This window comes from Serratia sp. Ag1, assembly GCF_000743355.1.
Classification (GTDB): domain Bacteria; phylum Pseudomonadota; class Gammaproteobacteria; order Enterobacterales; family Enterobacteriaceae; genus Chania.
The window spans coordinates 1-19,611 of record NZ_JQEI01000013.1; the positions used below are offsets into that span (position 1 = coordinate 1).

Here is a 19,611-nt window from a genome sequence, read left to right on the forward strand (position 1 = left end):
GAGCCGCCGGGGTAACTGCCTGGATAACTCACCAATGGAAAGAGTGTTCCGAAGCCTGAAAAGTGAATGGCTGCCTGTAGGGGGTTATATGGATATCCATCATGCGGTACGAGATATCGGTGAATGGATACAAAGTTATTACAACGCAGTACGCCCCCATCGGCACAATGGTGGATTACCGCTCTGTGAATACGAAGAGCAGTGGACAAAGGCTACGAAGGTGTACTGATTTTGTGATCCACTACAGAAGAGGGTGTTTCACAAGCTCCTGGTACTTACCGGGTGGATATCTATATCAACGATCAGCAGCAGGACACGCGCAGCGTTGAGTTTCAGATGGGTAAAAATGCGCAAGGCCAAGACAGCCTGCAGCCTTGCCTGACGGTCGCTCAGTTGAATGCAATGGGGGTAAAAACCGAGTTATTCCCGGATATCGGCAATGCAGAGGTGCAGTGTGCCAACCTGAGCGCGATCCCGCAGGCCAATGCTGAATTCCGCTTTGATGCCAAACAGTTGTTGCTGAGTATCCCGCAGGCGGCCATGTCGCAACAGGCAAGGGGTGCGGTGCCGGAAAGCCAGTGGGATCAGGGCATCCCCTCTTTGTTACTGAACTACAGCCTGAGTGGCGCCAATACTTTTGCCCGTAGCGGTAATAGTGAAAGCAGTAGCAGTCAGTTTGCCAACCTGCGCCCCGGCATCAACGTTGGCCCATGGCGGGTGCGCAACTACACGACTTTGAATCGCGACGACCAAGGGCTGAGCGAATGGAATACGGTGTACACCTACGCGGCTCGTGACATTGCTTTTCTCAAAAGCCAATTGGTATTGGGTGACAGCACCTCACCAAGCGATGTGTTCGATAGCGTACCGTTCCGTGGAGCACAACTGGCGTCGGACGATGACATGATCCCAGACAGCCTGAAAGGCTATGCGCCCGTGGTGCGTGGTATTGCGCGCACCCATGCGCAGGTGGTGATCCGCCAGAACGGCTATGTGATCTACCAGAGTTTTGTGGCCCCTGGGGCGTTTGAAATTACCGACATGTTCCCGACCGGCGGCAGTGGGAATCTGTTTGTGACCATCCGCGAGTCTGACGGCAGCGAACAGCATCTGGTTGTGCCTTATGCATCACTCCCGCTGTTACAGCGGGAAGGCCGTCTGAAATATGCCATTACTGGTGGGCAATATCGTTCTTACGACAGCAGCGTGGACGAAACTCCCTTCGGCCAGGCCACGGCAATTTATGGCCTGCCGTATGGGTTGACCGCTTACGGCGGCGGGCAATTTGCCAGCGGGAATTATCAGTCTGTGGCGCTGGGGATGGGGACAAACCTGGGTGATTTTGGTGCGTTATCAACCGACGTAACCCAGGCGTGGTCGACCCTGCAAGGCCAACCGCAAGACAGCGGTCAATCCTGGCGTATCCGCTACAGCAAGAACTTTGTACAGACCGGCACCAACTTCGCCATCGCGGGTTATCGCTACTCGACCGATGGTTACTATAGCCTGCAGGAAGTGCTGGATACCCACCGGGAGCAAGGTAGTCAGCCACGGGATGAACGCCGCCGCAATCGCTCTGAGCTGACCATGAACCAGAATTTGTGGGAGGGGGCGGGGGCATTGTCACTGAGCTGGATCAGTGAAGACTACTGGAACAACAATCGCACCCTGCGCTCAATCGGGGCTGGGTACAGCAACAGTTGGAATGGCATCAGTTACGGGCTGAATTACAACTATAACGAGAACTCGACCGCCAGCGGCAGTAATGATGGTGGGCGCGTATACGAAAGGGACCAGTTGTTCTCGCTTAACCTGAGCGTACCGCTGGATCGCTGGATGAGAAACACCTACGCCAGCTACACGGTCAATAGCAGCAAGCAAGCAGGAAGTACCCACTCGGCAGGGCTGGGTGGAACGGCGCTGGCGGACAACAACCTGAACTGGAGTGCGCAGCAGGGTTACGGCACCAAAGGGGTAGGCAACAGCGGCAGCCTGAACGCCGATTATCGCGGCACGTATGGGCAGGTGAATGCCGGTTATGGCTACGATGGCAACAACCAGCGTCTGAACTATGGGGTTCAAGGTGGGATTGTTGCTCATGGAGAAGGCATCACGTTAGGCCAACCGCTGGGTGAAACCGTAACGCTGGTGAAAGCGCCTGGGGCCAAAGGAGTGGGCATCACGGGGCAGACCGGGGTGAAGACCGACTGGCGGGGCTACGCGATTGTGCCGTACAGCAGCCCGTATCGTAAGAATCAGGTGCAGTTGAACACCGAAACGCTACCAGATGATGTGGACCTGACTATCTCGAACCAGAGCGTGGTGCCAACGCGCGGTGCCGTGGTACGTGCTGATTTTGAAACTAATGTGGGCCAGCGCGTATTGATGAATCTGTTCAGAGTAGGCGGTGCGCCAGTGCCATTTGGCGCAACGGTGAGCAACCCTGCGCAGAAGACGACTCAGGGTTTTATCGTGGGTGACAATGGTCAGGTGTACCTGACCGGATTGGCAGACAGCGGTTTACTGAACGTGAAGTGGGGCAGCGGGGCTGCTCAGCAGTGCCAGGTGAACTATCGTCTGACGAAACAGACCACAGAAAATATTGGTGTTCCCACCCTGAACGGGCAGTGCCTGTAATTAACGTGTGCAGACACTGGCTAAAATTATTGAAGAGATCATGATGAAGCAAAGAACACTACTGTTTATTTTATTGCTGGCCGGTAGCTGGCTGGGGACGATGCGGCAAGCTGCGGCTGATGCCTGCACGGCGGTGAATAACACCTTTACTATGCCCAGTGCGCTGGTAATCCCACGGGATTTACCGGTAGGTGCGCCGATTAGTGATGAAATAATTACCGGAACCTTCACGGTATTTAGAAATTGCACTAAGACAACGACTGGCAGCCAGAACGTGGGGAGCGGCACCAATGCCACTTTTGTGCAAACTATCCCCGGTGCTCGTTTGTATGCCACCGGGATCCCCGGTGTCAGCTATTCGTTAGCTGTTACTCAGCCTGGCGGTTGTAGCGCAACCACTATAGTTGGTGGCAATGCGGGTTATCAAGGCAACCCGAATATGCGCAATCACTGTATCAACACTGGTAATTGGACTACTGTGACCTTTCAATATAAGTTGCGTTTTTATAAAACCGCTGCTGTTACCGGTTCTGGTAATGTGGATTCTTTAGCTGCGGCCTATGCCTTTGTGAGGTACGACGGTTCGGGTTTTATTACTCCATATTCTAACCTGACGGTGACCGGGATAACGGCAAAGACCACGACCTGTTCAGTGACCAACAGTAATATTAATATCAAACTGGATACCGCCAAAGGCAGGGATTTTAACGGGATAGGCAGCACGGCAGGCAGCACGGCGTTCAACATTGGCCTGAGCAACTGTGATGCGGACCTGAATGTCAGTATGACTCTCAGCCCAGGCAGTGGTGGCAGCAGCAATAAAAGCCTCGGCCTGTTAACGACCGATGATACTTCCAGCGCCAGCGGTCTGGCTTTGCAACTGATGTACAACAACGCGCCTGTTCAACTGGATACCGCTTTTAGGGTGTTGGGTGCGGCGACCACCGATGGGGGCACTTACCAGATTCCACTGGCGGTACGTTACTACCAAACCGCTACTGAGATCGTTAGTGGGACGGTTAATTCCAGCGCCACTTTTACCATGACCTATAACTGATCGGGTCTTAATCTCAAAGGAGCCTGTGTGGCTCCTTTGAGTTATTAAGCAAGGAAAGCATCAGCACAACTCCAGTTGCACGTCGTACTGTTCAATAATCTTCATCACGCTGGGCGGCGGAGCCTGGTCGGTAAACAGATAATCAATCAGGTTCATATTGCCCAGATTGACCATCGCGTTACGGCCAAACTTGGAGTGGTCGGTCACCAGCATCACGCAGCGCGAGTTTTCGATGATGGCGCGTTTGGTGCGCACTTCGTGGTAGTCGAATTCAAGCAGCGAGCCATCCATATCAATACCGCTGATACCGAGAATGCCGTAATCCAGGCGGAATTGGGAAATAAAATCCAGCGTGGCTTCACCCATAATGCCACCGTCGCGGGTTCGCACTTCGCCACCGGCCAGGATCAGGCGGAAATCTTCTTTGGCAGTGAGCAGGGTGGCAACGTTCAGGTTGTTGGTTACCACGCGCAGGTTTTTATGATTCATCAGCGCATGGGCCACCGCTTCTGGGGTGGTGCCGATATCGATAAACAGCGTTGCACCGTCGGGGATCTGGCTGGCAACGCGCTGAGCGATGCGTGCTTTCTCTGCCGACCACATCACTTTGCGATCGTGATAGGCGGCATTGACCGAGCTGGACGGGAGCGCCGCGCCACCGTGATGGCGCTGTATCTTGTTCTGATCGGCCAGGTCATTCAAATCACGGCGAATGGTTTGCGGGCTGACAGCAAAATGCTCGACCAGCTCTTCCGTACTGACGTAACCCTGCTGACGCACTAATTCGATGATGGCGTCATGACGCTGTGTCTGCTTCACGATAATCCCCTAAAACGTCCGGTGTCTTTCAGGCCACCAGCCAGTTTGGCAGTAGCCCGAAATCCGCAGAGTAAATTATTTTTCGTTATGCGTGCGATGACGCGTATCCCAAAATGCCATCAATAACCCTAACACTAAACCGGCTACGTGTGCCGCATTGGCGGTCGACATTCCTAAAATATCGAAATAACCGGCCACCAGCCACAGAACAGAAAACACCATTAATCCGCGTGGCAGATTGAGGCCGCACTCTGGATCGCGTTCACCGCTCAACCAGACGTAGCCCATCAGCGCGTAGACCACGCCAGAAAGCCCACCGAACAACGCACCGCTGAACAGGGATTGCGCCCAACCGCTGAAAAAGGCTGAAACCACCGCGATGACAAACAGTTTGCCAGTGCCGAGGCGTTTTTCTACCGGGCCGCCAAGATACCACCACCAGAGCAGGTTGAAGGTAATGTGCAGCAGTGAGAAGTGCAGGAAAGCGTGACTGAACCAGCGCCACAGTTGGCTATATTGCGAACGGTTCTGCGGCCACGAGAGCCAGTACATCACCGTGTCGTTCCCCAGAATCTGCATCAGGATATACACCAGAATGCACAGAGACATGACTGTGAGCGTCAGCGGCCCGGCTTTGCTGCGGATGATCTGCAGATAAGAGAAGTGCTGATAATGCAAATCGGTGCTGGTGTTGCCCGCCTGCCAACTGGCGGCCTGATAGCGGCTATTCAGGGGATCGAGCAGAAACTGCTGCAGCTCGTGTTGCACCTGTTCCAAATGGCCTTCATCCGCCAGCCAGATTTCTGCAGCATCGTGGGTAGTGCGGATCTCAAGCTGGATATGGTGCGTTGCCATGTAATCAACAAAGGCTTGCGCCAGACGAGGGTTGGATACGGCGATCACTCGAACCATGGATTTTCTGCCCAATTAGATAATTTTGTCCGCGAGCGTCACACTCGGCGGCATAGATGGCTGATTATAACGTTGAAATGGCGAATGCAGGGATAAAAACAGCGAAGCCGCCACAAGGGGCGGCGAGTGAAGAATCAAGCGGAGGTGACGACATCCTGTGGGAACTGACGCGCCCAGGCTTCAAAGCCGCCGTCAACGCTGTAAACCTCATCGAACCCCTGATGCAGCAGATACTGCGCGGCGCTGCGGCTGCTGTTGCCGTGGTAACAGATCACCATGACTGGGCGATCAAACTCATTTTGCTGCATGAAAAGCGGCAGAGTGGCATTGGTAAGATGAAAAGCCTCTGGTGCGTGCCCGGCGGCAAAACTTTGCGGATCGCGGATATCGACCAGCGTTGCACTGCCTTCTTTCCAGCGGATATGGGCCTGTTCAACGCCGATTGCTTCAAACTGTTCCATGACTTCAGACTGCCTCGTAATTAGGGGGATTCCATCAGTGTAACCAAATCCCCTTCATTTATGACCAGAATAACCCTGTGGTTTTTCTGGCCGGCAGATTACCAGCGGTAGCTCAGACCCAATGAAGCACCGTAATCCTGATAGCTATTTTTGCCCATGGTGCTGCCCCCTTCAAACCAAAGCTGGAATTGGCTGGACGCTGGCGTTTTGAGGCCGACTTTCACTTCAAACAAATCACTCAAAGAACTCGCTGCTATCCGTGATTGATTAAAATAGACCGTATTACTGCCGTTATTGTGCCACCAGTTGGTGGCCAGATAGGCGGTAATGTTGTCGTCCTGATCGCTATACCAACGGATGCCCGCACGTGAAGTAAAGTCTGGCGCATCACCCTGCCGAATAAATGTGTCTGCTGCATCACGATAATCATCAGTACTGAAGTCGTTATAAATAAGCTGTAACTGAGGTTCGATAACTAATTCCCACGTTGGCAGCGGTTGAAAAGCATAACCGGTTTCTAAAGAGAGGCTAAAGTTATTACTGTTATAATCCTCTTGGCTGGCGCGATTATTAAACCAGGAATATTGCAGCCATGAATCAATATAAGCACCGTTATGGTTTTTACTGTCTTGATACCAGGTGCTATAAAGACCAACCGAATAACCGTTAACTCGGCCATCAGAGGTCATATTGGCCGTATGTGATTCGGTGTCCGCGCGGCCATAGCCCGTCATCAGGCCTAAAGTCCACTCTTGGTTCTCTTGCTGTAGCGCGAAAATATCCCCGCCCAACTGGAATACCTGGCGATTCATATCGATTGGCAGATTGTCATCGGCGGCGTTCAGGTTTTTGGTGCTATAACCGGAGGCACGCAGCCATAATTGATCGCTACCGGGCGAGGTTTTGCGTTGGTGTAAGGTATGGGAAAATAATGAACGCGCGGCGATCTGGTTACCCAGATAAGTTCCTACATCTGCGCGGTAGCTATAATCTGGAACTGTGGTATCTGCGCTGGCTATTGCCGGGGAAATCGTTAATGAAAGACCTAGTGTAATTAGAAATATCTTATTTATTGTCATTATTCCAACTCCTTATGGAAATTATTAAGCAATATTACTTAGAGGGAGAGTTATTGTCATTGGGAGATTAAAAATAAAACTACATCCGCCGCTTTTAAGCGGCAGATGTACAATTTACGCGACTTTATGCTCCATTAAGCCCCATATCCCATCATTTTCAGTAACTGCTGGGCCTGTTGCACCGCTTCCTGTCGATGAGCAACGCCCAGTTTCTGGTACAGATTACGGATATGGGTTTTGATGGTGGTTGCTGCCACGTCCAGCTCACTGGCGATTTGCTCATTACTGTAACCAGAATAAATCAGGCCCAGTACTTGCCATTCACGCTGGGTCAGCGGGCTGGTGCGGATCAGTTCCGGTACTTGCGGGTGAGTCAGCAGTTTATCAACGAAGTTTTCATCGAAATGGGCGAATTTATGGCGATGATGCTGGTTGATGTCGCGCAAAATACGCTGCGCGCGGTGCTGCTCCAGTTCCGGCAAGGTGTTGAGCTGGATTAACTGACGCAACTGCTGCGCCATGGTTTCCCCTTCAATCACAAAGTGGCTGATAAAGCCGGTACGGTTCGCCAACGCCAGGGCTTCGATTAATACCCGCAGCGCGTCGGCTTTACGGTCCATTTGCCAGTAAAGCTGATTGCTGAGCAGCAGGTTGCGATTAAGATCGCTTACCAGCCGCAACCGGCGGGCGTTTTCATTTAATTCATCCAACACCACTTCGGCTTCTTCGAACTGGCCGAGCATGATCTGCACGCGGGCGATATTGCGCCACTGGCCCTGCATAAAGTGGTTATTAGCCATGCCCGGTTTTTCGGTGTGGCGCAACCAGTTGGCGGCGGCGGCGATATCTCCGGTCATCTGCCAATGGATCACCCGTGGTTTGTCGGCGTTGGTCAGCCAGTCGCGGTGATATTGCGAACCGTGCAGCAACACTTCGCAACGCTGCAAATGGGCATTGGCGTTATCCAGATCGCCCCGCGCCAGTGAACATTTCGCCAGCATCGCCAGGCATTGCAACTGCTGTTGTGGCTGATAGTTGGCCAGCACTTTCAGCCCTTCACGCGCAGCCTCCTCGGCTTCATCCAGCCGTGACCAGGACCAGAGCACCTGCGAGCGGATACGCAACAGGAACTCGTGCATCGGCAACTGTTCCAGATGTTGCTCGCGCACCAGCTCAAAGGCTTTATCCTGCGTTTCATAAGCGGCCTGCAAGAACCCTTGCGCGATCAGGATTTCGCTTTGCTGTAACAGGGCCCACAGCGCGTAATGATAAGCCTGATGGCGGCGAGCCATCTGCTCGGTCTGTTGCATCATCGGCAGTGCACGCGCCAGTTCACCTTTGCAGTGATGCACTTCGCCAGTCACCGAGGTGGCGACAATCCGGCTGTAATAGCTGGAAAGTGGCAGGAATTTCAGCGCCTCGGTGGCTAAACGTTCGGCTTCTTCCGGTTTGCCCGCGTTGATCGCGACCTGGGCGCGCAATGCGTCAAACTCGGCATGCAGCGTTGCGTCGATGGTGATTTTCTGGTCGCGCATCGCCTGTTCGGCCCGCTCCAACTGAGTATTGACCTCGCGGTAGCGGTGCTGGCTTTGCGCCAGCCAGGCTTGCAGCAGCGCCAGTTTCGGGCTTTGGATCAGCCGTTCATACGGCAAGGCGTTCAGGCACTCTTCCAGCAGCGCCAACTCACTGTGGTGGAACAGCGACCAGGCGTGTTGCAGCAGGATATCGCGCAACATGCTGACGTCGCTGGCCGCCAGCGCATGGTGGATAGCTTCTGCCGGGTAACCCAGTGCCAGCCAGCCTTCGGCGGCGGCGCGATGCAGGCCCGGCAACTCCAGCGCCAATTCCCACTGGCAACGCTGGCGCAGGAACGAGGCGAATAACGGGTGGAAGCAGAACCACTCGCCGGTATCGTCCATGCGGTGGATAAACAGCCCTTGGCGTTCAAGTTCTTCGAGCCGCTGCTGACCATTATCTTCGCCAGTCAGGCGCACGATCAGCGCATCGTTCATTGAACGCAATACCGAGCAACGCAGCAGGAAGGCGCGCGCATCGGCATCAACGCGATCCAGCACCTCGTCCACCAGATAATCGGAAAGGTGGCTGGCGTTCAGCCCGGCCAGGCGTTTGGCCGATTGCTGAGCGGAAGAGGCGGACTGGCGGGCAGAAAGTGCGATCAACTGCAGCGCGGTGGCCCAGCCTTCTACTTCGTCGCACAGGCGGCTGCTGTCATGCTGTTCAAGCGGTGAACTCAAGCGGTAGTCAAAGAACTGTTTGGCTTCCTGATGAGTAAAAGCCAACTGCTGTGTGTTCAACTCTAACAGTTGGTCGCGCACCCGCAGATTCGCGATCCCAAGAGCGGGCAGCGTGCGTGACAGCAGGATGAGCGTCAGGTTTTCCGGCTGGTGGCGCAGGAAGAAGCGCATGGCTTCGTGGATCACGTCATTAGTGATCAGATGATAATCGTCAATCACCAGATACAGGGGATGATGCCAGTCAGACAGCTCGATAAACAGTTGTGCGAACAGCGCAGACAGGCTGGCGTATTGGTGTTTTTGGCTTAACGCCTCGCTTTTCACGCAGTGCCCGCCAGTGGCTTGCTGTACGGCGGCGATCAGGTAACTGGCAAAGCGCTCCGGTTGGTTGTCGCTTTCATCCAGTGAATACCAACCCAGATCTGACTTGCCAGCCGCCCATTGGGCAACCAGCGTAGTTTTTCCATATCCTGCCGGGCAATTGACCAATGTCAGGCGATAATTTGCAGCGCTGGCGAGCTTCACCAGCAGGCGATCGCGTATCACGGTATTTTGCAGCCGTACCGGGCGGCTCAGTTTTGATGGGATCAGCATAATATTCCAGATGTAAAGTGCGGTTCCCGCCGCCGAAGGACTGCCCGAAGGCGTCGTTCGTCTGTTTGGTCGCGAATTCTTTTCGGAACCGGGTAGCGTTAATTATTTTGTAGCTCGTAATTAATCCCCCTCAATAACTTCGAGCATCGCCAAAAGTATTGCAACAAGCTTCCGCTTTGGCTTGGAGTTAAGTTGCTGTCGATCACACTTTTTTCTGCCCATCAGCAGGCTGATTTTCATCGTGACGCGTAATTGACCTCACTAACTGTAGCGGCAATCTTGCCGTATGACGAGGTAAGTACAAAACTTCAGCCACTAAAGTCATCATGCTAACGCCACCTCACCAAACCCGGTCGTTATTTGGTCCCCGATAATCGCTCTGCAGGGCCCAGCAGCGGGGAAAAAGTGCCCGAGATCACAATTCCAACTACGCCCCAACTCTCCTCCCTCGCTAATCCCCAGGCGGGATGATGCCGTTGTGCGTTCTCCCCGGCACGATAGCGAAAAATTTGGCCCATTTATCCGGATAGAGAGTTTTCCCTATGTCACAGCCTATGCTCAAAAAGGACGTTTTTCTGGCTGCGCTGACTCGTCAGTGGCAGCGTTTTGGCCTCAATTCTGCACAGCAGATGACCCAACATCAGTGGTGGGAAGCCGTCAGTGCTGCGCTGGCCGAACAGTTGGCGGCACAACCTGCACCCAAGAAAAGCAGCAAGTCGCTGCGCCACGTGAATTACATCTCGATGGAATTCCTGATTGGCCGCCTGACGGCCAATAACCTGATCAACCTCGGCTGGTATGAGACGGTGGAAAAGGTGCTGGCTGAACAGGATGTCAAATTGGCAGACTTGCTTGAGCAGGAAACCGATCCGGCATTGGGCAACGGCGGCCTGGGGCGTTTGGCGGCCTGCTTCCTCGATTCGATGGCGACGGTGGAACAACCGGCCACCGGCTACGGGCTGAACTACCAGTACGGGCTGTTCCGCCAATCGTTTAAAGAGGGGCACCAGCAGGAAGCGCCAGACAACTGGCAGCGCGAGAGCTATCCGTGGTTCCGCCATAATGCCGCGCTGGCGGTGGATGTTGGCATTGGCGGTAAAGTGGAAAAACTGGCCGATGGCCGTGAGCTGTGGCACCCGGCGTTCACCTTGCGCGGGGAAGCCTGGGATCTGCCCGTGCTGGGCTTCCGCAACGGAGTGACCCAACCGCTGCGCTTGTGGCAAGCGACGCACGAGCACCCGTTCGATCTGAACGATTTCAACGACGGCAAATTCCTGCAGGCAGAAAAACAGGGCGTAGAAGCAGCTAAGCTGACCAAAGTGCTCTATCCAAATGACAACCATCAGGCTGGCAAACGCCTGCGCCTGATGCAGCAGTATTTCCAGTGTGCCTGTTCGGTAGCGGATATCCTGCGTAAACACCACCAAGCGGGCCGCAAGATTGCCGATCTGCCGAAGTACGAAGTGATTCAACTGAACGATACTCACCCGACTATCGCTATTCCAGAAATGTTGCGTATCCTGCTGGATGAACACCAGATGGAGTGGGATGCGGCCTGGGCAATCACCAGCAAAACCTTTGCCTATACCAACCATACGCTGATGCCGGAAGCCCTGGAATGTTGGGATGAGAAGCTGGTGCGCAGCCTGTTGCCACGCCATTTCTCGATCATCAAACAGATCAACGCCAACTTCAAAAAGCTGGTGGATCAACACTGGCCGAGCGATGAAGCCGTTTGGGCCAAACTGGCGGTGCATCACAACAAGCAGGTACGCATGGCGAACCTGTGCGTAGTGAGTGGTTTTGCGGTTAACGGCGTAGCGCAACTGCACTCGGATCTGGTGGTGAAGGATCTGTTCCCGGAATATCACCAACTGTGGCCGAGCAAATTCCACAACGTCACCAATGGCATTACGCCGCGCCGCTGGCTGAAGCAGTGTAACCCGGCGCTATCTGGCCTGATTGATCAAACGCTGAAGGTGGAATGGGCTAACGATCTGGATGCGCTGAAAGGCTTGGAAAAGTATGCCGATGACGCCGCGTTCCGCCAGCAGTATCAGCAGATTAAGCGTGACAACAAGGTGGCATTAGCCAATTACGTGCATAGCGTGATGGGCCTGACGCTGAACCCGGATGCGATCTTCGACGTACAGATTAAGCGCCTGCATGAGTACAAGCGTCAGCACCTGAACTTGTTGCACATTCTGTCGCTGTATCGCCAACTGCGCGATAACCCGGAAATGGATATGGTGCCGCGTGTATTCCTGTTCGGTGCCAAGGCGGCTCCGGGTTATTACCTGGCAAAAAACATCATTTATGCGATCAATCAGGCGGCGGAAAAGATCAACAACGATCCGATCGTGAAAGATCGACTGAAGGTGGTGTTTATTCCTGACTACCGCGTTTCGGTCGCGGAACTGATGATCCCGGCTGCCGATGTCTCTGAACAGATCTCAACCGCCGGTAAAGAGGCTTCCGGTACCGGCAATATGAAGCTGGCGCTGAACGGTGCCCTGACCGTTGGGACACTGGACGGTGCCAACGTCGAGATTGCCGAGCAGGTGGGTGAAGACAATATCTTTATTTTCGGCAACACCGTGGAGCAAGTGAAGGCGTTGTTGAAGAAGGGTTACGATCCGCTGAGTTACCGTAAAAAAGACAAACATCTGAAAGCGATTTTGGATGAACTGGCCAGCGGTGCTTTTAGCCATGGTGATAAGCATGCCTTCGATCTGATGCTGCACAGCTTGCTGGAAGGCGGCGATCCGTATCTGGTGTTGGCAGATTTTGCTTCCTATTGTGAAGCTCAACGTCAGGTAGACAAACTGTATCGTGATCGGGACGAATGGACGCGCCGAACCATCCTTAACACGGCACGCGTGGGTATGTTCAGTTCCGATCGTTCGATCCGTGACTACCAGCAGCGCATCTGGCAAGCCAAGCGTTAAGGAGTACGAATGAGTAAAGGTATCGATAAGGCAGCCTCTCAGGCAGGGATTGCGGCTGATTACATCAATGCCCATGGCAAACAGCAGGCGATTTCGCCGGAAACCAAGCAGAAGTTGCTGGATGCAATGAGTAGCGCCTCGCTCCATCGGGAAGAGCGCCCATTACCGGTGGTGAAAGTGTTTCATCACGGCAGCCCGGTGGCATTGCCATTGGGCGGCAGCGGTGAGTACCACTGGGTGTTGCAGTGTGAAGACGGCAGCCAGCAACAGGGCCGTGCCAGTGCGCATAAAACGCTGACTCTGGCCGGGAAACTGCCACTGGGCTATCACCAACTCCAACTGATGCAGGGCGAACAGCAATGGCAGTGCCGGTTGATTGTCGCGCCAAAACGCTGTTATGAACCGAAAGCCCTGCTGACCGGGAAAAAGCTGTGGGGTGCCTGCGTGCAGCTCTACACGTTGCGCTCTGAGCGCAACTGGGGCATTGGCGATTTCGGCGATCTGCGCGTGATGGTTAATGAAGTGGGTGAACGTGGCGGGGCCTTTGTCGGGCTCAATCCGATCCATGCGCTGTATCCTGCCAGCCCGGAAAGTGCCAGCCCTTACAGCCCCTCGTCGCGGCGCTGGCTGAACGTGGTGTATATCGACGTCAATGCGGTGGAGGATTTCCAACACAGCGCGGCGGCGCAGAAATGGTGGCAGAAAGCGGCGACACAAAAACTGTTGGCGAAAGCGCGCAGCAGCGAGCAAGTGGATTACACCACGGCCACCCAACTGAAGTTGACGGCATTGAAGCTGGCTTTCCCGCAGTTTCAGGCCCGCAAGGCCAGCGATGCGCTGAAGCAGGATTTTACCCGTTTCGTTGATGAAGGTGGCAGTAGCCTGTATCAGCAGGCAGCCTTTGATGCGCTGCATGCACATCTTTCTGCCAACGATAGCAGCATGTGGGGTTGGCCGGCCTGGCCGGAAGAATATCGGCAGGGTGAAGGTGCTGCCGTAGCGGCGTTCTGCCAGCAGCATGCGGACGACGTGAACTTTTATCTGTGGCTGCAATGGTTGGCAGCCAGCCAGTTTGCCGAGTGTTTCGACCAGAGCCAGGCGCGGCAAATGCCAATCGGCCTGTATCGCGATCTGGCGGTTGGTGTGGCGGAAGGTGGCGCGGAAACCTGGTGTGAGCGCGAGCTGTACTGCCTGGGGGCCTCCGTTGGGGCGCCGCCGGATATTCTCGGCCCGCTCGGGCAAAATTGGGGCCTGCCGCCGATGGATCCCCATGTGATGGCGGCGCGCGGCTATCAGCCATTTATCGATTTGTTACGCGCCAATATGACCAGTTGCGGCGCTTTGCGTATCGACCACGTCATGGCGCTGTTGCGTTTATGGTGGATCCCTTACGGCGAAACCGCCGATCAGGGAGCTTATGTCAAATACCCGGTTGACGATCTGCTGGCGTTGCTGGCGCTGGAGAGTCAACGCCATCGTTGTATGGTGATCGGTGAAGATCTCGGTACTGTGCCGGTGGAGATCGTCGGCAAGCTGCGTGACAGCGGGGTTTACTCGTACAAAGTGCTGTATTTCGAGCGTGACAGCGAGAATCAGTTCCGTGCACCGCAGTCTTATCCGGTGCAGGCGATGGCGACCATTACCACGCACGATCTGCCCACCTTGCGCGGTTATTGGCAAAGCGGTGATTTGACGCTGGGCAAAACGCTGGGGTTATACCCGGATGCCGAGGTATTGAAAACGCTGTTTGCCGACCGTGAACGCGCCAAACAAGGGTTGCTGGATGGGTTGCACCGCTACGGTTGTGTGCCACAGAAGGTGGGCAAAAAGGCTTCTTTGCTGGCAATGAGCCCGCTGTTGAACCGTGGGTTGCAGCGCTATGTCGCCGACAGTGCCAGTGCGTTGCTGGGCTTGCAGCCGGAAGATTGGCTGGATATGGCCGATCCGGTCAATATCCCCGGTACCAGCGATCAATATCCAAACTGGCGGCGCAAGCTGAGCCATACGCTGGAAGAGATGTTCGCCGATCGGCAGGTGAATCGTTTACTGAAAGATTTGGATAAGCGGCGCAAAAAGGTGTCGGCTGGATAATGCTCTCAGTCAGGGCGCCGTATTGGCGCCCTGAAGGTATCAGTAATAAGAGTGTTCCCCACGCTGATGCTCGGTAAGATCGCGCACCCCTTTCAGTTCTGGGAATTTCTGCAGCAACTCTTTCTCGATCCCTTCTTTCAATGTGACATCAACCATTGAGCAACCGTTGCAACCGCCGCCAAACTGCAGAATAGCCAGCCCGTCTTCGGTGATTTCCATCAGCGAGACGCGGCCACCGTGGCCTGCCAACTGCGGGTTGATCTGCGATTGCAGCACATATTCCACACGTTCCATTAGCGGTGCATCGTCATCCACTTTGCGCATTTTGGCATTGGGCGCTTTCAGCGTGAGCTGGGAGCCGAGCTGATCGGTGACGAAGTCGATTTCGGCATCTTCCAGATAGGGCTTACTCAGTTCATCGACGTAAGCCGATAATTTGTCGAACTTCAGTTCGGTATCGGTCGCTTCCACCGCATCGGGTGGGCAATAAGAGACACCGCATTCAGCCGTTGGTGTACCCGGATTAATCACGAATACGCGGATTTGGGTGCCTTCCTCTTGGTTTGCCAACAGCTTGGCAAAATGTTCCTGTGCAGCATCTGTTATACGGATCATGGCATTGACTCAATAGTTGACTTCTATAGTAGGTTATAATACGCCCATTGCGGTGGTACTACAATGTGCGGCAGACGCACCAGATCTGCAATGATGCGACGCCCTGTTTCTGCAATAATTTAGCGATTTCTGCCACTGTGCTACCGGTAGTCACCACATCATCCAGCAGGGCGACATGCCTGCCTGCCAGGTTTTCATCACAACGGAATGCACCGCGCAGATTACGCCGCCGCGCGCGAGCGACTAATTGCTGTTGTGGCGATGTTGTCCTGATCCGGCGCAGTGCGGCAGGGCGATATTCACATCCCAGCCAGTGTGCCAATGGTCGGGCCAGCAGATCGCTCTGGTTATAGCCACGGCGCCAGCAGCGTTTATTCTGTAAGGGTACCGCTAAAAGGATTTCCGGTCTGTTCAGATGTTGCTCTCGGTGAGCCTGCAGCCAGTGCAGCAGGAGTAACCGGGCCAGCGTCGGGGCCAGTTCCGGCGTGCGTTGGAATTTGAAGCGTTTGATCAGGCCACTGAGTGGCGGGCAATAGTCGCTGGCAAAAACCAGCGCCTGCCAGGGTGGTGGCTGTTGCAGGCAGCGGCCACAAGGTTGGTGCGAATCACCGGCAGGTAAACCGCAGCGCGGGCAACTGGTGGGTTTGGCGGGCAGTCCACGCAGGCAATAACTGCAAATACCCTGTTGCGCCAGCTTTAATGGCTGTCGGCATAGCCAGCAGCGGCTGTAGATTGATAGCATAGCCGTCCTCCGTGACGGAACGAGTGCAGAAGGACAATAACTGATGACGGCGTTGTATTGGCAAACAATAGGCGAAGGCGATCGCGATCTTGTGCTACTGCACGGATGGGGGCTGAACGCAGAAGTATGGAGTTGCACATTGGAGCGATTGGCCCCGCATTTTCGTGTGCACCTGGTCGATCTGCCGGGTTATGGCCGCAGCCAGGGCTATGGCGCGCTATCGTTGCAACAGATGGCGGATATCCTGCTGGCAGTGGCCCCTGCGCGGGCGTATTGGCTGGGGTGGTCATTGGGTGGGCTGGTGGCCGGGCAGATTGCCCTGACGCAGCCTGAACGGGTAACAGGATTGATTACCGTCGCTTCTTCACCTTGCTTTGCTGCACAGCAGGATTGGCCGGGAATTCGGCCAGAGGTGCTGAGTGGTTTTCAGCAGCAACTCAGCCAAGACTTCAATCGAACCGTAGAACGTTTTCTGGCGTTACAAACGTTGGGGACCGAAAGCGCTCGCCAGGATGCGCGTTTGTTAAAAACCGTGGTGCTCAATCAGCCGATGCCGGGCGTGGCGGTGCTTAACAGCGGGCTTGATATGCTACGCACGGTCGATCAGCGGCAACTGCTGGCTGAGCCTGCGATGCCGGTGCTGCGTATTTATGGTTATCTGGATGGTTTGGTGCCGCGCAAGGTGGCAACGTTGTTAGATGAGTGGTGGCCGCAGTCATCTTCGGTAGTGATGCCAAAAGCGGCCCATGCCCCTTTTGTCTCTCATCCGGAAGCATTCACCGGCATCATCAAGCAGTTTGCGGCCAGCCGCTAAACGTGGCCGCTGTCAGCTTTTCAACCGATACACCACCGTACTGCATCTTTCCGGGCAGCTTTTGCAGCTGCCGCTCAGGCATTCGCCGTTGTCCTGTTCAAGACGCTCCACTTTACCCAGCGCGGTCAATCGCTCCAGCATGGCCTCAACCAACGGCAATGGCATGAGCAGTTGTTGGCTCAACTGTTGTGCCTGTGCGCTGCCCCGCAGGGCGAGCGCATCACGGAGTTGCAACAGGCTGGCCATCAGTGGCAATCGCCCTGTGGTTTTTGGCAGCAGGTGGCAGGCGTGGCGCTGCGCAGGCGGATGGTTACGCGGCTACGTGCCTTACGCAAAGCCAGCAACAGCAAGGCGTTGAAGAGCAACACTGACAGGATCGCCACCAGGCTATATTGCGGGTGCTGGCTAAAGGTCACCGTCTGATAGAACAAGGTAGCCAGCGAGTAGGCCACGTTCAGCCCCCACAGGATCGAGAAGGTCATCCAGCCACGGCTGGATTCACGGGCGATAGCCCCCATGACCGAAACGCAGGGCACGTACAACAGTACAAAGATCAGGTAGCTGTAGGCAGAAATCGAGGTGCCGAACTTGCTGCTCATCACGCCCATTGAGCCTGCACCCATTTCGCCATCGCCTTTGCTGGCTTCGATAGGGTTGAAAAGCACGCTGAGGCTGAAGGTGTTTTTCAAACCTTGCCAGGTTTCATCCAGCGCGGCGCTCAACTCATCCAGCAGGTTGAAATTGGCCGCATCGAAAGGCTGATTGGTGATGTGCTCAGCGGTATACAGCGTGTTGAGCGTGCCGACAACCACCTCTTTGGCCATCGCTCCGGTAATCAGGCCGACGGTCGCCTGCCAGTTGTCGTTGTGTATCCCGATGGGCTGCAACAGCGGGGTGAGCACTTTAGACACTGATGCCAAAGCGGAATCATTGATGCTGTCTACCGGCTTGCCGCTGAAAGAGAAGCTGTTCAAACCACCGATCAGGATACTGGCGACCACAATGACTTTCCCGGCGCGCAGGACAAAGCCTTTCAGGCGTTGCCAGGTTTGCAACAACAGGCTTTTCAGGTGTGGCACGTGATAAACCGGCAGCTCCATCACAAACGGTGAGGCTTCACCGCGCATGATGGTGTATTTCAGCACCAGGCCAGTCAGAATCGCGACCACAATACCCAGCATATACAGCGAGAACACCACGCCTGCGCCATCTTGGCCGAAGAAAGCGGCGGCAAAGACGGCGAATATTGCCAGCCGCGCTCCGCAAGACATAAAAGGCGCCATCATGATGGTGATCAGGCGTTCACGCTGGGCGTCCAGCGTGCGTGAGCCCATGATCGACGGTACGTTACAACCGAAGCCGACGATCAGCGGCACGAAAGATTTACCCGGCAGGCCCAGTGCCTGCATCAGGCGATCCATCACGAACGCGGCACGCGCCATGTAACCGGAGTCTTCTAAAAAGGACAGGAACAGGTACATCATGCCGATCTGCGGCACCAGCGGCAGCACGGTGTTGATACCGCCGCCAACGCCCTGTGCCAGGAAGATAGTCAGCCATTCAGGCAAATGCAGGGTGTAACCCACCCATTGGATCCCCTGAATAAAGATCGCCGCAGACCCGAGATCGAAGATCGGTTGCAGTGCACCGCCAATGTTGATCGCCAGCAGGAACATCAGGTACATCACCAGCAGGAAAATAGGCACGCCGAGCCAGCGGTTGAGGATCACTTTGTCCAACGCTTCGGTCAGGCGGTTTGGCAACGCCTGCTGGGCATTGCTGACAGCATCGCAAATAGCGGCGATCGACTGGTAACGGGCATCAGCGATCACCAAGGCCGGATCTTCCTGTTGCTGTTGTTGCAGCGCTTGCCGGGCCTGGGGGAGCAGTGCTATGGCCTCACCGGCCAACTGGTGGCTATAGATATCCCCTTCCAGCATTTGCAATGCCAGCCAGCGGCGTTGTTCGGTAGGCAGATTCTGCGGCATGGCTGCGGTCAGTGTGTTGACTTCGTGCAGGAGCTGCGTTGGATAATTCACCAGCGCTTTGAGCTGATTGAAGCGGTGGCTGTCAATCATCTGTTTCAGGACGCCAATCCCGTCGGCTTTGGTGGAGACTAACGGCACGACCGGGCAACCCAAACGTTCAGATAAGGCGGCGATATCAATCTCGATATGCTGGCTTCTGGCGATATCCAGCATATTCAGTGCCACGATGCAGGGAATGCCCAGCTCCAGCAGTTGCAGCGTCAGGTAAAGGTTGCGTTCCAGGTTTGAAGCATCCACCACGTTGATCAGCAAATCAGCGTCGCCACCCAGAATGTAATGGCAGGCAATCTGCTCGTCGAGCGAGGTTTGCTCGGAAATGGTGGTGAGCGAGTAGGTGCCGGGCAAATCCACCAGCGTGACCTGCGATTGCGCGGTGGCAAACTGGCCTTCCTTACGTTCAACCGTAACCCCGGCCCAGTTACCCACCCGCTGGCGTGCCCCGGTAAGCTGGTTGAACAGGGTGGTTTTCCCTGAATTCGGATTACCTATCAAGCCAATGGTGATTTTTTTCATAATCCAACGTGATATCAGTAAATTAA

At 54.9% G+C, this 19,611-nt stretch carries 15 protein-coding genes; 6 read left to right on the forward strand and 9 right to left on the reverse strand.

What is annotated here, in order from left to right:
* The 3 genes from IV04_RS25115 to IV04_RS07540 form a co-directional block, all read left to right on the forward strand.
* A partial coding sequence (locus IV04_RS25115) for an integrase core domain-containing protein (protein ID WP_152562837.1) occupies nt 1-229 on the forward strand: 229 nt, incomplete at its 5' end.
* A 53-nt stretch (nt 230-282) separates the two neighbouring features.
* Entirely contained in the window at nt 283-2,637 is a 2,355-nt protein-coding gene (locus IV04_RS07535; RefSeq protein WP_051916727.1) for a fimbria/pilus outer membrane usher protein, read from the forward strand.
* 40 nt (nt 2,638-2,677) lie between these two features.
* The gene (locus IV04_RS07540) at nt 2,678-3,694 is read left to right on the forward strand and encodes a fimbrial protein (protein WP_156106842.1); all 1,017 of its coding nucleotides are present in this window, start codon (nt 2,678-2,680) and stop codon (nt 3,692-3,694) included.
* A 60-nt stretch (nt 3,695-3,754) separates the two neighbouring features.
* On the opposite strand, the gene IV04_RS07545 is transcribed toward IV04_RS07540, so the two are convergent.
* From IV04_RS07545 to malT, 5 genes are all read right to left on the reverse strand, one after another.
* On the reverse strand, nt 3,755-4,513 hold the full coding sequence (locus IV04_RS07545) for a DeoR/GlpR family transcriptional regulator (protein WP_037402883.1): 759 nt from the start codon (nt 4,511-4,513) through the stop codon (nt 3,755-3,757).
* A gap of 75 nt (nt 4,514-4,588) precedes the next feature.
* Nucleotides 4,589-5,425, reverse strand: coding sequence for a rhomboid family intramembrane serine protease GlpG (gene glpG, locus IV04_RS07550; RefSeq protein WP_037402880.1), 837 nt, complete (start codon nt 5,423-5,425; stop codon nt 4,589-4,591).
* Nucleotides 5,426-5,559: 134 nt separating this feature from the next.
* A complete protein-coding gene (glpE, locus tag IV04_RS07555) occupies nt 5,560-5,886 on the reverse strand; it encodes a thiosulfate sulfurtransferase GlpE (protein WP_037402877.1) in 327 nt (108 codons plus the stop codon).
* 98 nt (nt 5,887-5,984) lie between these two features.
* Complete coding sequence (locus IV04_RS07560) at nt 5,985-6,965, reverse strand: autotransporter outer membrane beta-barrel domain-containing protein (RefSeq protein WP_037402875.1); 981 nt, start codon at nt 6,963-6,965, stop codon at nt 5,985-5,987.
* Between the two features lie 134 nt (nt 6,966-7,099).
* A complete protein-coding gene (gene malT / locus IV04_RS07565; protein WP_037402873.1) occupies nt 7,100-9,814 on the reverse strand; it encodes an HTH-type transcriptional regulator MalT in 2,715 nt (904 codons plus the stop codon).
* Between the two features lie 542 nt (nt 9,815-10,356).
* On the opposite strand from malT, the gene malP reads away from it, so the two are divergent.
* Nucleotides 10,357-12,762 carry a maltodextrin phosphorylase gene (gene malP, locus IV04_RS07570; protein ID WP_037402871.1) on the forward strand — a complete coding sequence of 802 codons (2,406 nt, stop codon included), beginning with the start codon at nt 10,357-10,359 and terminating at the stop codon, nt 12,760-12,762.
* Between the two features lie 9 nt (nt 12,763-12,771).
* Nucleotides 12,772-14,853 carry a 4-alpha-glucanotransferase gene (gene malQ, locus IV04_RS07575; protein ID WP_037402868.1) on the forward strand — a complete coding sequence of 694 codons (2,082 nt, stop codon included), beginning with the start codon at nt 12,772-12,774 and terminating at the stop codon, nt 14,851-14,853.
* 39 nt (nt 14,854-14,892) lie between these two features.
* Here the strand turns inward: malQ and nfuA are convergent, their stop codons facing one another.
* Together nfuA and gntX are read right to left on the reverse strand one after the other, a co-directional pair.
* Nucleotides 14,893-15,468, reverse strand: coding sequence for a Fe-S biogenesis protein NfuA (gene nfuA, locus IV04_RS07580; RefSeq protein WP_037402865.1), 576 nt, complete (start codon nt 15,466-15,468; stop codon nt 14,893-14,895).
* A 58-nt stretch (nt 15,469-15,526) separates the two neighbouring features.
* Complete coding sequence (gene gntX / locus IV04_RS07585; RefSeq protein WP_037402862.1) at nt 15,527-16,210, reverse strand: DNA utilization protein GntX; 684 nt, start codon at nt 16,208-16,210, stop codon at nt 15,527-15,529.
* Nucleotides 16,211-16,253: 43 nt separating this feature from the next.
* Here gntX and bioH point away from each other — a divergent pair, with 43 nt between their 5' ends.
* Nucleotides 16,254-17,024 (forward strand): pimeloyl-ACP methyl ester esterase BioH, encoded by a 771-nt coding sequence (gene bioH / locus IV04_RS07590; RefSeq protein ID WP_037402859.1) that lies wholly within the window; start codon nt 16,254-16,256, stop codon nt 17,022-17,024.
* Between the two features lie 12 nt (nt 17,025-17,036).
* Here bioH and IV04_RS07595 read toward each other — a convergent pair whose 3' ends face one another.
* Both IV04_RS07595 and feoB read right to left on the reverse strand, forming a co-directional pair.
* Complete coding sequence (locus IV04_RS07595; protein ID WP_037402851.1) at nt 17,037-17,270, reverse strand: FeoC-like transcriptional regulator; 234 nt, start codon at nt 17,268-17,270, stop codon at nt 17,037-17,039.
* Nucleotides 17,270-19,585, reverse strand: a complete 2,316-nt coding sequence (feoB, locus tag IV04_RS07600) for a Fe(2+) transporter permease subunit FeoB (protein ID WP_037402848.1) — start codon at nt 19,583-19,585, stop codon at nt 17,270-17,272. Before feoB ends, IV04_RS07595 begins: the two co-directional genes overlap by 1 nt.
* Nucleotides 19,586-19,611: the final 26 nt, after the last annotated feature.